Consider the following 12,671-nt stretch of genomic DNA (forward strand, 5'->3'; position numbering starts at 1 on the left):
CTTGCTTTTTGGTGGTCGTGTTGTGGCACTGTAATCACCAAACGGCAAGGCTGGGGGCGACTGAAACGATTAAATTTTGATGACGCAAATCAGCTTTGCATATTTGCGACAGGTCGAGGCAACACTCGCGCCTGCCCTCAAGATGATGGCCGGGGCCGGTCATCGCCATCGTCTATAACCCGCCAGGCCGCGCCCTCCATGTCCTCATATTGACCTGAGCGTACCGACCAGAGGAATGCGAAAAGCCCGAGCGCGCCCAGGAACAGCGCAACGGGAATGAGATAGATCAGCATGTTCATGCCAGTTGCGCCCCCTCACCCGCAAATCCTGCCTTCGCTTCATTTTGAGGACGGACAGTGTCAGCCGCACCGGCAAGACGCAATGCATTGGCGACGACGATCAGCGAGGATGTCGACATGGCGATGGCCGCGATCATCGGCGTCGCATAACCGGCAATCGCGATGGGTACGGCAATGATGTTATAGCCGATGGCGAGGGCGAAATTCTGCCGGATGAGGCTGCCGGCTCGCTGCGATGTCTCGATCGCGAAAGGCACGGCATCGAGATCCTCCTGCATGAACACGAAATCGGCGGCCTGCCGGCCAATATCGGCGGCGGTTGCGGGCGCCATCGAAACATGGGCGGCAGCAAGCGCCGGCGCGTCATTGATGCCATCCCCCACCATCAGCACCCTGCATCCTTCACCGGCGAGTTGAGCGCAGCGCGCCGCCTTGTCCTTCGGCGACAGGTCCGCACGCCAGTTGCCGATCTCCAGCCGCTGCGCCATGGCGCTGACGGCAGCCCCCCGGTCACCCGAGACGATTTCCTGCATCAAGCCCCGTGCCGAGAGGCTGCGCAGTGCCTGTACGGCGCCGGCGCGGGGGCTATCCTCGAAACGGAAGCTCGCCAGATACCGGCCATCGAGAGACAGCACCACTTCCGACCGCGCATCGCCATTGTTTACGTCCGCTTCCTCCGGGCAGGCAAAACGGCGATTGCCGAGCCGGTAGGTCCCCGCCTCGGTCTCAGTCTCGACGCCCGAGCCCGGAATTTCCCGCACTGTCTCATAGGCCGGCAGGGCACCGCTATAAGCGGCATGCAGAGCCTTCGACAGTGGATGGCGCGAATGGGCGGCAAGGCCCGCAGCAATCGCCATGATGGCTGGCTTCACATCGCCTGTCTCGACCAGTCGCGGCTTTCCGACGGTCAGAGTACCGGTCTTGTCGAAGAGCACCGTGTCGATTTCGGCCAGGCGTTCCATGGCCGAACCTTCCTTGACCATGATGCCGTGCCGGAAGAGCCTTCCTGCGGCCACCACCTGCACGACAGGAACAGCAAGACCGAGCGCGCAGGGGCAGGTGATGATGAGAACCGCAATGGCGATCAGCATCGCCTGCTTCCAGTCGCCACCGAAGAAACCCCAGCCGAGAAACGTCACCAGCGCCAGAAGATGCACCACGGGCGAATAATAGCTTGCGGCGCGGTCGGCGATGCGCCGGTAACGCGCCCGCCCGCCCTCGGCCGCCTCCATGAGACCGATGACCTCCGACAAGAAGGAATCCTCTGCCGATGCTGTCACCCGCGCTGTCAGCGAACCGGTGAGATTGAGCGTACCGGCCTGCAGGCTATCGCCTGCCGTAACGCGGCGTGGCGCGCTTTCGCCGTTGACGATGGACATGTCGAGATCGCTGCTGCCGGAGACCACCACGGCGTCCACTGCCACCCGGTCACCCGCCGCAATCGCAATCGACATTCCGGGGTCGATATCCGCGAGCGACCGGTAGTCCCGCATCCCGTCCTCACCGATCACCGTTGCGCCGCGCGGCGAAAGCCGGGCGAGCCCGGCAATGGCCGAGCGCGCCTTGTCGCGCATGATATGGTCAAGCGTGCGGCCGATCAGCAGGAAGAACAGTAGCGACACGGTCGCGTCGAACCAGGCATGTTCGCCGTGATGGATCGTCTCCCACAGCGAAACGGCATAGGAGAGCGTGATGGCGAGCGCAATCGGCACATCCATATTGGTGCGGCCGTGTTTCAGCGCGTTCCAGGCCGATTGATAAAAGAAACGGCCGCCATAGATCAGTGCTGGTGCTGCGATCATCGCCGATATCCAGTGGAACATGTCGCGCGTCGCTGCATCCGCCCCCGACCAGACGGAGACCGACAGCAGCATGATATTCGCGGAAGCAAAACCGCACAGCGCCACCGCCCTGATCAGCTGCGAGCGCAAGGCGTCCAAAGCATCCTGCCCGCTGGCGAAAAGATGTGTGCGGTATCCCATCGACAGAATTGCACGGGCAATCTCGGCGGGATCAGTCCTGACACCATTGACCTCTTCCCTCCAGACAACCGCCACACGTTTGGACGACAGGTTCACCCGCGCGCGTTCCACCTGTGGCAAACGGTTAAGCGCAATCTCAATGGTTGTGATGCAGGCGCCGCAATAAACATCCGGCACGCTGAGATCGGTCTGGCGCAGCCCCTGCCCCAGATCGCGGCTCGCCAGCATCAACTCCTCCGACGATGGCGGATTGACCGACCCGCCAAGCTGCAACGAACCTTCCGTTCCCGGTGCGCAGCAGCTCATTTGCGCCCCCTGATGACGGCGATCCGTTTGCCCTCATGCACGATGATCCGGCCATCCTTGACGGCGGTGATTTCGACGATCCATTGGCCGGGCAGCATGTCATGCGCGCCGGCGAAGATGCCGGTGGCGGCCGGGGTCAGCTCCATATCGAAATTCTGGCGTTCACCCACCGGCCGGCGGAAACGCGCGGTCACCGTATCCGTATCGACCGGGCCGGTTTCAGGATGGAAGACCTCATAGTGCACGGTCTTCTCATCAACCACGAGCTTGCCCTTGATGCCGGTCGCGGCCCTTGCCTTGGCGGCTTCCGCCTTGGCGTTGAACTGCTGGCTGGCCACATAGGTGTTGGGCACCACAAGCCCGCTCCAGCTGTGGACCGCGTTCCAAGCCATGATCATGTTGACGGTGATGACGGTGCCGAAGAACAGCACCATCACGCCGAGCATGTGCCAGCCGGTGAAAACGAATCCGGAGGTGCGTTGATTGTTCACTGTCATTTTTTCGCTCCCGGAGCATTAAAGACCGCATCGTAGCGGGCCGTCTCATGACCGCCCGTATCGCTGACGATGAATTCGAAGTTTTCCGCCGCCCGCGCGATATCCTTGCCTGGCAGGGTGACGAAGACCTTCAGCGTCGTCGCCTCGTCCGGCTCCACCGTCACCTCGAAGGCGCGCGCCGCCGTATCCGCCATGCCGTTTATCTTCATCACCGCATTCGGAAGGCCTTCTATCGTCAGGCTCATTATGCGCGGTTGCGGCACCATGTTGAGAATGCGCACGGTATAGCCGTTACGGATCGACCCGTTCGATTCCAGCACATATTGCGGATTACGGTCATGCAGGACATTGAGCGCCAGCCGCTCGCGCGTCACCAGCGCAAACAGCATGCCGATGCCGACAGCAGCCCAGATGGCGGTATAAAGCAGCGTGCGCGGCCGGAAGATGATGCGCCAGTTGAAGTGGCGGACACGCTTGCTGAAACTGCCGTCCTCCTCACGCACATTGGTGGGGCGGATGGCGTATTCGCCATTGCCGGTCGCCAGCGCCATGTTGGACTGATATTCGGACAGCGTCGCATAGGCGATCAGCCCGCGCGGCTTGCCGATCTTGTCCATCACCCCGTCACAGGCATCGATGCAGAGCGCGCAGGTGATGCATTCCAGCTGCTGCCCGTCCCTGATATCGATGCCCATGGGACAGACCGCGACGCAGGCGTTGCAATCGACGCAATCGCCGATGCTCTCGCCTGCGGCCGCAGCCTTCTTGGCGTGCCGCGAGCGCGGTTCGCCGCGCCAGTCATTATAGGTGACAACAAGCGAATTCTCATCCAGCATCGCCGCCTGAATGCGCGGCCATGGACACATATAGGTGCACACCTGTTCCCGCATCAGTCCGCCGAAGACATAGGTGGTGGCGGTCAGCGTGGCGACAGTGGAATAGGCGATCATCGGCGCCTGCCCGGTCATGAATTGCATCGCCAGCGTCGGCGCATCGGCGAAATAGAAAATCCAGGCACCGCCGGTCAGAACACCGATCACCAGCCAGATCGCATGTTTCAGCACCCGCTTGCGCAATTTGCCAAATGTGAGGGGCGCTGCATCCAGCTTCATGCGGGCGTTCCTGTCGCCCTCGATCGCCCGTTCGACCACCAGAAACAGGTCGACCCAGACGGTCTGCGGACAGGTGTAACCGCACCATGCACGCCCGACGGCTGATGTGACGAGAAACAGCCCCAGCCCCGCCATGACCAGCAGGCCGGCAACGAAAAAGAACTCCTGCGGCCAGATTTCGATGAAGAAGAAATAAAAGCGCCGGTTGGCGATATCGATCAACACCGCCTGATCGGGCGCATAGAGGCCACGATCCCAGCGCAGGAATGGCGTCAGATAATAAATGCCAAGCGTGACCAGCATCACCAGCCATTTGAACCGCCGGAACCTGCCCTCAGCGCGCTTGGGGAAAATCTTCTTTCGCGCTTCGTAGAGCGGTTTGCGCGTTTTTGCGGAATTGACGGCTTCCGCCTCCAGCCTTTCGACGGGCTGTTGCGGGCGATCCTGTCCGGCGCGATAGATGTTCATGATGAGCTGTCCGTTTTATCTCCTTGCTTTCTCCCATCTCAGCGGTGAAACATCCTTGACTTACATCAAGTGACGACAAAGTGGCGCAGGGGGGACCACGCCGCAGAGGGAGGACGAGATGCCTGTCATGCAGTCGAGAATCATTCATCTGTCTGTCGAAAAGCCGTGGGCAGAGGTCTACGACTTCGCCGCCAATCCAGAAAACATGTCCCGATGGGCCGCCGGCCTTGGCGGCGGCCTTAAAGCGGATGGCGAAGACTGGATCGCCGAAGGCGGACCGCTCGGTGAAGTGCGCGTGAATTTCGCGCCCCACAATGAATTCGGCGTCATCGATCATGTCGTGACATTGCCTGACGGCGTGAAGGTCTATAACGCGCTTCGGGTAACCCCGAATGGCAGCGGCACGGAAGTCAGCTTCACGCTGCTTCGCCTTCAGGGCATGACGGACGAGGATTTCGAGCAGGACGCCAAGGCGATCACCGCCGATCTCGAAACACTGAAATCGCTGCTCGAAGCAGATTGATGGAGTAGATGATGACAGAAAATGCCAATGACCGGCGCATCGACTATGTCGAATTCAACGTCGCCGACATCGAACGCAGCAAGGAATTTTACGGTGGCGCATTCGGCTGGACCTTCAAGGATTACGGTCCGCAATATTGCGAATTTTCCGATGGGCGGCTGACGGGCGGCTTTACCACCACCGCGCCGGTTTCGGCCAAGGGCGGACCGCTCGTCATTCTCTACGCCGCCGATATCGAGGATGTGCAACGGCGCATCGAAGCCGCCGGCGGCCAGATCAGCGTAGCGATCTTCGCCTTTCCCGGCGGCAGGCGTTTCCATTTCACCGATCCGGATGGATACGAGCTGGCGGCGTGGTCGAATAAATAAAAAGGACCGCATCACGCGGCCCTTTCCTTTTCTGCCGGAGAGCTTACTCGCCCCCACCAAGCGAATGCACGAAGATCGCCAGCTGCTTGACGGTCGTGTCACCGAGACGCTCACCCCAGGCGGGCATGACGCCGTGCTTGGGCGAACGGATCTGCGAGACGATGCCTTCCTCCCCATGCGACTTCAGCCAGATCGCGTCGGCCAGATTGGGTGCACCGAATTCACGATTACCCTTGGCGTCTTCGCCGTGGCACGAGGCGCAATTGTCGGCAAAAAGCTGCTTGCCGGGCTCCACCAGCACAGGATTGGAAGGGGTGCCGGTGAGGCTGACGACATAAGCGGCAACCTCACGGATTTCGTCCGATTTCAGAATGTCGCCGAAAGCAGGCATTTCCGAAGCGCGCGTATCCGCATCTTCAGCAAAACGAATGCCGTGTTTCACCGTCGTGTAGATGTCGTCAACGCTGCCGCCCCACATCCAGTCGTCGTCATTGAGGTTGGGATAACCTTGCCCGCCTTCCGCGCCAGAACCATGACACTGGATGCAATTGACCTTGAAAGCGGCGGCACCGCCGGATAGGGCAAACTGCATCAGGGTCGGGTCCGCCTGAATTTCGGCAAGCGAGGAATTGGCGATTCTGTCGACATAGACGCTCTGCGCCTGTTTCGCATCGGCAATTTCGGCGGCGATTTCGCCGCGGCTGCTCCAGCCGAGCAGCCCTTTTGTTGCGCCTGATATCAGCGGGTAAGCCGGATAGGCGATGGTATAACCGATGGCCCAGAGGATCGTGAAATAGAAGGTCCAGACCCACCAGCGCGGCATGGGGTTGTTCAGCTCGCGAATACCGTCCCATTCATGGCCGGTGGTTTCGACGCCGCTGATTTTATCGATGTGTTTTTCGGACATATCCTAGTCCTCCCTGAGCGGAATGCTGGCGGCATCGTCCGCGGCTTTTTTGGAGCCGGGGCGAAGGGTGAAAACGACGACGCCGGCGAAGAACAGGGTCATGGCAAGCAGGCCCCAGCTGTCGGCGAAGTGGCGCATGGCCGTGTAGGTTTCCATCGTGTCGCCTCCTCACCGGTATCCGGCGGCATCGTCATAGGTCGAGAAATCGACCAGCGTGCCGAGCATCTGCAGATAGGCAACCAGCGCATCCATTTCGGTCAGCTTGGCCGGATCGCCGTCGAAATCGCCGACCTTCGCCTTCGGATAACGAGCAAGTAGCTCGCTCGTATCAGCGTTGGGATCGGCTTGCGCGTGCAGATCGGCCGCCGATTTCTCGATCATCTCGTCGCTATAGGGCACGCCGACGGCGCGGTTGGCCTTCAGCTCCATGGAGACATCCGTGATCTTCAGCGGCGTGGTCTTGAGGAACGCATAGGACGGCATGATCGATTCCGGCACCACCGAGCGCGGATTGGCCAGGTGCTGCACATGCCATTCGTTCGAATAGCGGTCACCGACACGCGCGAGGTCAGGCCCCGTGCGCTTGGAACCCCATTGGAACGGATGGTCGTACATGGATTCCGCCGCCAGGCTGTAATGCCCGTAACGCTCCACCTCGTCGCGGAACGGCCGGATCATCTGGCTATGGCAGACATAACATCCCTCGCGGATGTAGATGTTGCGCCCGGCCAGTTCCAGCGGTGTGTAAGGTCGCATGCCCTCCACCTTCTCGATGGTGTTTTCGAGATAAAAGAGCGGTGCGATTTCCACGATACCGCCGATGGAGACGACCAGCAGGGAGCCGACCAAAAGCAGCGTGGCGTTGCGTTCGATGACGCCGTGTTTGTCAAGTATGGACATCGGCCTCTCCTTATTCAGCAGGCTGCAGCGAAGGAGCCGCGCCCTTGCTGGCGCCCTCCTCGCGTTGATGACCGAGGATGGTCATCGTGACGTTGTAGGCCATGATCAGTGCGCCGCTGAGGAACATCAGGCCGCCCAGTGCACGCATCACGTAATAGGGGAACAGTGCCGCGACCGATTCCGCGAAGGAATAGACGAGGAAGCCCTGGCTATCATATTCGCGCCACATCAAAGCCTGCTGGATGCCGGCCACCCACATGACGGCGGCGTAAACGACGATGCCGAGCGTGGCGAGCCAGAAGTGCCAGTTGACCAGTTGCAGGCTGTAGAGACGGTCCCTGCCCCAGAGTTTCGGCGTCAGGTAATAGATCGCGCCGAAGGTGATCATGCCGTTCCAGCCAAGCGCGCCGGAATGAACATGGCCGATGGTCCAGTCGGTATAGTGGCTGAGCGAGTTGACGGCCTTGATCGACATCATCGGACCTTCGAAGGTCGCCATGCCGTAGAAGGCCACCGCCATCACCATCATGCGCACGACGGGATCGGTACGGATCTTGTCCCATGCGCCCGAAAGCGTCATCAGGCCGTTGATCATGCCGCCCCACGAGGGCATCCACAGCATGACCGAGAACACCATGCCGAGCGTCTGCGCCCAGTCCGGCAGCGCGGTATAGTGCAGGTGGTGCGGACCGGCCCAGATATACATGAAGATCAGCGCCCAGAAGTGGATGATCGACAGGCGGTAGGAATAGACCGGCCGGTTCACCTGCTTGGGAATGAAATAATACATCATGCCGAGGAAGCCGGCCGTCAGGAAGAAGCCGACGGCATTGTGGCCGTACCACCATTGCGTCAGCGCATCCTGCACACCCGAAAAGGCCGAATAGCTCTTGACGCCGAGGAACGACACCGGCACCGCCAGATTATTGACGATGTGCAACATGGCGATGGTGACGATGAAGCCGAGATAGAACCAGTTCGCCACATAGATGTGTGGCTCCTTGCGCATGAAGATCGTGCCGAGGAAGGTCACGAGATAGGCGACCCAGACGATGGTCAGCCAGATATCGACATACCATTCCGGCTCCGCATATTCGCGGCCCTGGGTGATGCCGAGCAGGTAACCGGTGGCAGCCATGATGATGAAGAGGTTATAACCCCAGAACACGAACCAGCCGAGATTGCCGCCGAACAGGCGCGCCCGACAGGTTCTCTGCACCACGTAAAAGGACGTGGCGATCAGCGCATTTCCGCCGAAAGCGAAGATCACCGCCGAGGTGTGCAGCGGCCGCATGCGGCCGAAATTGAAATAAGGTGCGATGTTGAGATCGGGAAAGGCAAGCTGAAGCGCCACCACGACCCCGACCAGAAAACCGACGACACCCCAGAACACGGTGGCGATGACGCCGTATTTCACCACCTCGTCGAAATATTCCGACTTGCGGCGGGCGAGCGCGGCCGGATCGACAGGCGCGAAGGAGACACGGCGCAACAGAAGCACCGTGCTGACCAGCAGTGTAAAGAACAGCACCCACATATGGGCGGCGAAAAGACTGTCATGGGCAAAGGCTGCCCCGAGCAACGCGAGAAAGGCCCCGAGGGCCACGATCGCGGTTTCTAACGTGTAATTCATTGTTGGTTTCCCCCAACGTGCAAGCCGACCGACGAAAGGCAGGTTGTGCGCCTGGGAGAGCGGAAACGCGCCTCTGCGTCGGTTGGAGCATTGCCACCGCGCGGGAAAGCCCACCTTGATCCAGATCAAGAAAGCCAAGCTGTCGCAGCCCCGGTAAAACAGGGTGCGGCCTCATGAAAAGGAATTGTGGAAGAACAAAAACGTCCTGCTCTTGGCGCGATAATTTCAGGCCCTGGTGGACAATAAACCGAACGGCTGCCGCGGACGTTCAGGCTCGATCAGCCGGCAGTCTCCCGTTTCAGCCCTTCATCTTCAGCGGCAGCCCGGCGGCGACGAAATAAACCTCGTCGGCAATGGCCGCGATGCGCTGGTGCAGGCGGCCCGCATGATCGCGGAACTCGCGCGCCATGCGGTTTTCCGGCACGATGCCGAGACCGACCTCGTTAGAGACGAGGATCAGCTTTGCACGCGCCGATGCAATTGCCGCCTCCAGTCCCGCGAAGGCCGTCTCCATATCGGTATTGTCCATCATCAGATTGGTGAGCCATAATGTCAGGCAGTCGATGAGGATGACATTTTCCGGGCCGTCGAGCCGCTGCAGCACGGCAGCAATATCGACCGGCGCTTCATGAGTGGTCCATTCCCCCCCGCGCCGTTGCTGATGATGGCTGATACGGTCACGCATCTCGTCGTCCCATGCCCGACCGGTTGCGAGATAGTGCAGGCGTCCCCCCGCCTTTCCCGCAAGCTCTTCGGCAAAACGCGACTTGCCGGAGCGCGCCCCGCCAAGAATGAAAACGGAGCGGTTTTTATCTGTCATGGAAAACCTGAAAGGAAAGAATGAAGCGGACCGGCATCGTTGCGGTGTCGCAAGCCAGAGACAGACGGTCATGAAGGGAACGATTCGTAGAAAAAGGCGTCCCCCGGTTGCTCATGCCGGACTGCCGCTGATACCGGACCGGAGAAACAAGACCTGCCCGCAGGATGCGGGACATCAAAAGCCCTGATTACCCCGGATGCCGGAAACACCGGTCCTGATGAAAGGCTAGGTGCGAAAGACCATCCTGTCAATCGGCGGACGGCCGTGCCGGGAAATGACGCGGAACCGGTACGCAAAACCTGACCCGGAACCGGCAGACCTGTCGTCCGCGAAGTGATTGATAAAGCGACTTGGTTACCGGAACGTTAGCGAAAATCCGAATGGTGCGGCGGCGACGCCGCAAGAGAATATCCGGTGACGGCAATCGCCGCCATTGCCTTGCCATAGCCTTCAAATCAATATGCTTTCGAAGATTCGCAAACAGCAAGGTGGCCCGCCCGTGATGACCGTCATGGACTATATCTCGATCGTCATTTTCATCGTGTTGTGGGCTGCCTATACGCATGTCACGACAGGTAGAACGCTTTTTTCGAGAACCAGCCTCAATCAGGCCATGGCCGGGCGCCGGCGCGAGTGGATCATGAATTCGCTGAAGCGCGACCTGAAGATGATCGATACGCAGATCATGGCCGGCCTGCAGAACGGCACCGCCTTTTTCGCCTCCACCTCCATCTTCGCCATCGGCGGATGTTTCGCCCTTCTGGGCGCGACCGAACAGGTCGAATCGGTGTTTCGCGACATGCCCTTCGTGCACTATGCCGGGCGCACCGCCTTCGAGCTGAAGGTCATAGGGCTCACCTGCCTGTTCGGTTATTCCTTCTTCAAATTCGGCTGGTCCTACCGTCTGTTCAACTATTGCACCATCCTGTTCGGTGCCATTCCCATGGTCCACGATGTCAATACGGACCGCGAGGCGGCGGAGCGTGCCGCTGAAAACGTCATAAAGATGAACATCATCGCTGCTAAGAACTTCAATGACGGCCTGCGGACGATCTTCCTTTCCATCGGTTATCTCGGCTGGTTCATCAGCCCCTATGTCTTCATCGCCAGCACCGTCATCATCATCGTGGCGCTGTTGCGCCGACAGTTCTTTTCAGAGGCCCGCCGCGCCATCATGGAAGAAAACCGGCCTTGAAATAGCCGCACTTAAAGGGCCAAGCCCACACGTCATTTTAAGCGAATCCAAGTGAATGCCGGCCCCTCGAAAAGCTGAAAAAAGCGGAAATCATGGACACAGACGCAGCCGCAAATGAAACCCGCCGCAAAGGCCGCATCGGCGGGCTGGATACCTTTAGAGGGCTCGCCCTCCTCGCCATGGCGTCCTACCATTTCACATGGAATCTGGAATATTTCGGCTATCTCGAACCCGGCACGGCAACCACGGGCCTCTGGAAGCTCTATGCGCGCGGCATCGCCAGCTCGTTCCTGTTTCTTGCCGGATTCAGCCTGTTTCTCGCCCATGGCAAGGGTCTGAATTGGCCATCCTTCGGCAAGCGTTTTGCGATGGTGGCCGGGTCGGCCCTGCTCATTACCGTCGCCACCTATTTCGCTTTTCCGGACAGTTTCATCTTCTTCGGCATATTACACAATATCGCCGCCGCAAGTCTGGTGGGACTGCTGTTCCTGCGGGCGCCCGCGCCCGTGACGCTACTTTTCGCGATCATTGCATTTGTCCTGCCGCAATATCTGCAATCCGATCTCTTCAACGCAAAATGGCTGGCCTGGATCGGCTTTTCCACCATGCCGCCGCGCTCGAATGACTACGTGCCGCTGCTGCCCTGGCTTGCGCCTTTCCTTGGCGGTCTTGCGGTTTCCCAATTCGTCACACCACGCGGCTGGCTGGACCGTTTTCGCAATCCAAGCTCCCCGCGCAATCTGGTCGCCAGCGCCGGCCGCCACAGCCTTGCCTTCTACCTCATCCACCAGCCGGTGCTGATCGGCCTCGTTTATGTCCTGTCGGTCGTGGCCCCGCCTCCCCCCGTCGATCAGGTGGAGCTTTACAAATCGAGCTGCGAAAAAAGCTGCGTCGAACAGCCGAACGGGCTGGAACTGTGCCAGCGTTTCTGCGGCTGCACGCTGGAGAAACTGCAGGCGGAAAGCCTGTTTGACATCATGATGGAAGGCAAGCTCAGCGCCGATCAGCAGACGAAGGTCGGTGAATTGGCGCAACAATGTACGATTGAAGCGCAATAGGTACAAATGGGCCAAACCGAGCCCACGTTTTCGAGCGTTACCATCCGCACTCGGCGTCATCCTCGGGCTTGTCCAGAGGATTATCCGCGTTTCCCAAAATTGAACCGTAGCAGATCCTGGGAACAAGCCCGAGGATGACGGAGGAGACATATTAGTTCTTAAACGATGACCCAGCGCGAATACCACCCGGAATTTCGCTTAAGTCCCCACGCCGATTTCGGCAAGCCGGGTGAGACAGGCTTCTTCGACATTGTCGAGCTCCGCCAGCGTCTCTTCGATGTCCTTGCGTTTCTGCCTGAGATCGGCGCGCTTTTCATCGACCTTCTTCATCAGCAGTACCAGCTGGCCCGATTCGCCCGGCGGCTCCTTGTAGACGTGAATGATCTCGCGAATCTCGGCGATCGTGAAACCGATACGGCGGCCGCGCAGGATTTCCTGAATGAGACGCCGGTCGGCAGACCTGAACAGGCGTGTGCGCCCGCGACGCTCAGGGTGAATCAGCCCCTCGTCCTCGTAAAAACGCAAGGTGCGCGTGGAAACACCGAATTCGCGTGTCAGTTCGGTTATGCTATAATACTTGTCCAAAGGCCTATCCGATTCATG

At 59.7% G+C, this 12,671-nt stretch carries 14 protein-coding genes; 4 read left to right on the forward strand and 10 right to left on the reverse strand.

Annotated features, from left to right (window positions below; all coding sequences use genetic code 11):
* Window positions 1-137: 137 nt before the first annotated feature.
* The 4 genes from ccoS to ccoG are packed head-to-tail and all read right to left on the reverse strand — an operon-like array spanning window position 138 to window position 4,664.
* On the reverse strand, window positions 138-299 hold the full coding sequence (ccoS, locus tag CFBP5499_RS06825; RefSeq protein WP_080825080.1) for a cbb3-type cytochrome oxidase assembly protein CcoS: 162 nt from the start codon (window positions 297-299) through the stop codon (window positions 138-140).
* On the reverse strand, window positions 296-2,587 hold the full coding sequence (locus tag CFBP5499_RS06830; RefSeq protein ID WP_080825079.1) for a cation-translocating P-type ATPase: 2,292 nt from the start codon (window positions 2,585-2,587) through the stop codon (window positions 296-298). The genes ccoS and CFBP5499_RS06830 overlap by 4 nt, the downstream gene beginning before the upstream one ends.
* Window positions 2,584-3,084, reverse strand: a complete 501-nt coding sequence (locus CFBP5499_RS06835; protein WP_080825078.1) for a FixH family protein — start codon at window positions 3,082-3,084, stop codon at window positions 2,584-2,586. The genes CFBP5499_RS06830 and CFBP5499_RS06835 overlap by 4 nt, the downstream gene beginning before the upstream one ends.
* Window positions 3,081-4,664 carry a cytochrome c oxidase accessory protein CcoG gene (gene ccoG, locus CFBP5499_RS06840; protein WP_080825077.1) on the reverse strand — a complete coding sequence of 528 codons (1,584 nt, stop codon included), beginning with the start codon at window positions 4,662-4,664 and terminating at the stop codon, window positions 3,081-3,083. The genes CFBP5499_RS06835 and ccoG overlap by 4 nt, the downstream gene beginning before the upstream one ends.
* A gap of 118 nt (window positions 4,665-4,782) precedes the next feature.
* On the opposite strand from ccoG, the gene CFBP5499_RS06845 reads away from it, so the two are divergent.
* Together CFBP5499_RS06845 and CFBP5499_RS06850 are read left to right on the forward strand one after the other, a co-directional pair.
* Window positions 4,783-5,187 carry an SRPBCC family protein gene (locus tag CFBP5499_RS06845; protein WP_080825076.1) on the forward strand — a complete coding sequence of 135 codons (405 nt, stop codon included), beginning with the start codon at window positions 4,783-4,785 and terminating at the stop codon, window positions 5,185-5,187.
* An 11-nt stretch (window positions 5,188-5,198) separates the two neighbouring features.
* On the forward strand, window positions 5,199-5,555 hold the full coding sequence (locus tag CFBP5499_RS06850; protein ID WP_080827333.1) for a VOC family protein: 357 nt from the start codon (window positions 5,199-5,201) through the stop codon (window positions 5,553-5,555).
* 43 nt (window positions 5,556-5,598) lie between these two features.
* Here CFBP5499_RS06850 and ccoP read toward each other — a convergent pair whose 3' ends face one another.
* The 5 genes from ccoP to cobU all read right to left on the reverse strand — a co-directional run bounded on the left by ccoP (window position 5,599) and on the right by cobU (window position 9,815).
* On the reverse strand, window positions 5,599-6,462 hold the full coding sequence (gene ccoP / locus CFBP5499_RS06855; RefSeq protein ID WP_080825075.1) for a cytochrome-c oxidase, cbb3-type subunit III: 864 nt from the start codon (window positions 6,460-6,462) through the stop codon (window positions 5,599-5,601).
* Between the two features lie 3 nt (window positions 6,463-6,465).
* On the reverse strand, window positions 6,466-6,618 hold the full coding sequence (locus CFBP5499_RS06860) for a CcoQ/FixQ family Cbb3-type cytochrome c oxidase assembly chaperone (protein WP_006316283.1): 153 nt from the start codon (window positions 6,616-6,618) through the stop codon (window positions 6,466-6,468).
* A gap of 12 nt (window positions 6,619-6,630) precedes the next feature.
* A complete protein-coding gene (gene ccoO / locus CFBP5499_RS06865; protein ID WP_080825074.1) occupies window positions 6,631-7,362 on the reverse strand; it encodes a cytochrome-c oxidase, cbb3-type subunit II in 732 nt (243 codons plus the stop codon).
* A gap of 10 nt (window positions 7,363-7,372) precedes the next feature.
* On the reverse strand, window positions 7,373-8,995 hold the full coding sequence (gene ccoN, locus CFBP5499_RS06870; RefSeq protein WP_080825073.1) for a cytochrome-c oxidase, cbb3-type subunit I: 1,623 nt from the start codon (window positions 8,993-8,995) through the stop codon (window positions 7,373-7,375).
* Window positions 8,996-9,293: 298 nt separating this feature from the next.
* Window positions 9,294-9,815, reverse strand: a complete 522-nt coding sequence (gene cobU / locus CFBP5499_RS06875) for a bifunctional adenosylcobinamide kinase/adenosylcobinamide-phosphate guanylyltransferase (protein WP_080825072.1) — start codon at window positions 9,813-9,815, stop codon at window positions 9,294-9,296.
* Between the two features lie 502 nt (window positions 9,816-10,317).
* Here cobU and CFBP5499_RS06885 point away from each other — a divergent pair.
* Complete coding sequence (locus tag CFBP5499_RS06885; RefSeq protein WP_080827332.1) at window positions 10,318-11,010, forward strand: DUF599 domain-containing protein; 693 nt, start codon at window positions 10,318-10,320, stop codon at window positions 11,008-11,010.
* Between the two features lie 92 nt (window positions 11,011-11,102).
* The gene (locus CFBP5499_RS06890; RefSeq protein ID WP_080825070.1) at window positions 11,103-12,068 is read left to right on the forward strand and encodes a heparan-alpha-glucosaminide N-acetyltransferase; all 966 of its coding nucleotides are present in this window, start codon (window positions 11,103-11,105) and stop codon (window positions 12,066-12,068) included.
* Window positions 12,069-12,266: 198 nt separating this feature from the next.
* Here CFBP5499_RS06890 and CFBP5499_RS06895 read toward each other — a convergent pair whose 3' ends face one another.
* Window positions 12,267-12,653: a MerR family transcriptional regulator gene (locus tag CFBP5499_RS06895; protein ID WP_003515319.1), complete on the reverse strand. Its 387-nt coding sequence runs from the start codon at window positions 12,651-12,653 to the stop codon at window positions 12,267-12,269.
* Window positions 12,654-12,671 lie beyond the last annotated feature (18 nt).

Origin of the sequence: Agrobacterium tumefaciens, assembly GCF_005221325.1 — a bacterium.
In the GTDB taxonomy this organism is placed as follows: Bacteria; Pseudomonadota; Alphaproteobacteria; order Rhizobiales; family Rhizobiaceae; genus Agrobacterium.

Excerpts from the sequence above, each read along its gene's own strand:
- ccoS (WP_080825080.1), bottom strand. The coding sequence starts at position 299 with ATGAACATGCTGATCTATCTCATTCCCGTTGCGCTGTTCCTGGGCGCG.
- CFBP5499_RS06830 (WP_080825079.1), bottom strand. The coding sequence starts at position 2,587 with ATGAGCTGCTGCGCACCGGGAACGGAAGGTTCGTTGCAGCTTGGCGGG.
- CFBP5499_RS06835 (WP_080825078.1), bottom strand. The coding sequence starts at position 3,084 with ATGACAGTGAACAATCAACGCACCTCCGGATTCGTTTTCACCGGCTGG.
- ccoG (WP_080825077.1), bottom strand. The coding sequence starts at position 4,664 with ATGAACATCTATCGCGCCGGACAGGATCGCCCGCAACAGCCCGTCGAA.
- CFBP5499_RS06845 (WP_080825076.1), top strand. The coding sequence starts at position 4,783 with ATGCCTGTCATGCAGTCGAGAATCATTCATCTGTCTGTCGAAAAGCCG.
- CFBP5499_RS06850 (WP_080827333.1), top strand. The coding sequence starts at position 5,199 with ATGACAGAAAATGCCAATGACCGGCGCATCGACTATGTCGAATTCAAC.
- ccoP (WP_080825075.1), bottom strand. The coding sequence starts at position 6,462 with ATGTCCGAAAAACACATCGATAAAATCAGCGGCGTCGAAACCACCGGC.
- CFBP5499_RS06860 (WP_006316283.1), bottom strand. The coding sequence starts at position 6,618 with ATGGAAACCTACACGGCCATGCGCCACTTCGCCGACAGCTGGGGCCTG.
- ccoO (WP_080825074.1), bottom strand. The coding sequence starts at position 7,362 with ATGTCCATACTTGACAAACACGGCGTCATCGAACGCAACGCCACGCTG.
- ccoN (WP_080825073.1), bottom strand. The coding sequence starts at position 8,995 with ATGAATTACACGTTAGAAACCGCGATCGTGGCCCTCGGGGCCTTTCTC.
- cobU (WP_080825072.1), bottom strand. The coding sequence starts at position 9,815 with ATGACAGATAAAAACCGCTCCGTTTTCATTCTTGGCGGGGCGCGCTCC.
- CFBP5499_RS06885 (WP_080827332.1), top strand. The coding sequence starts at position 10,318 with ATGACCGTCATGGACTATATCTCGATCGTCATTTTCATCGTGTTGTGG.
- CFBP5499_RS06890 (WP_080825070.1), top strand. The coding sequence starts at position 11,103 with ATGGACACAGACGCAGCCGCAAATGAAACCCGCCGCAAAGGCCGCATC.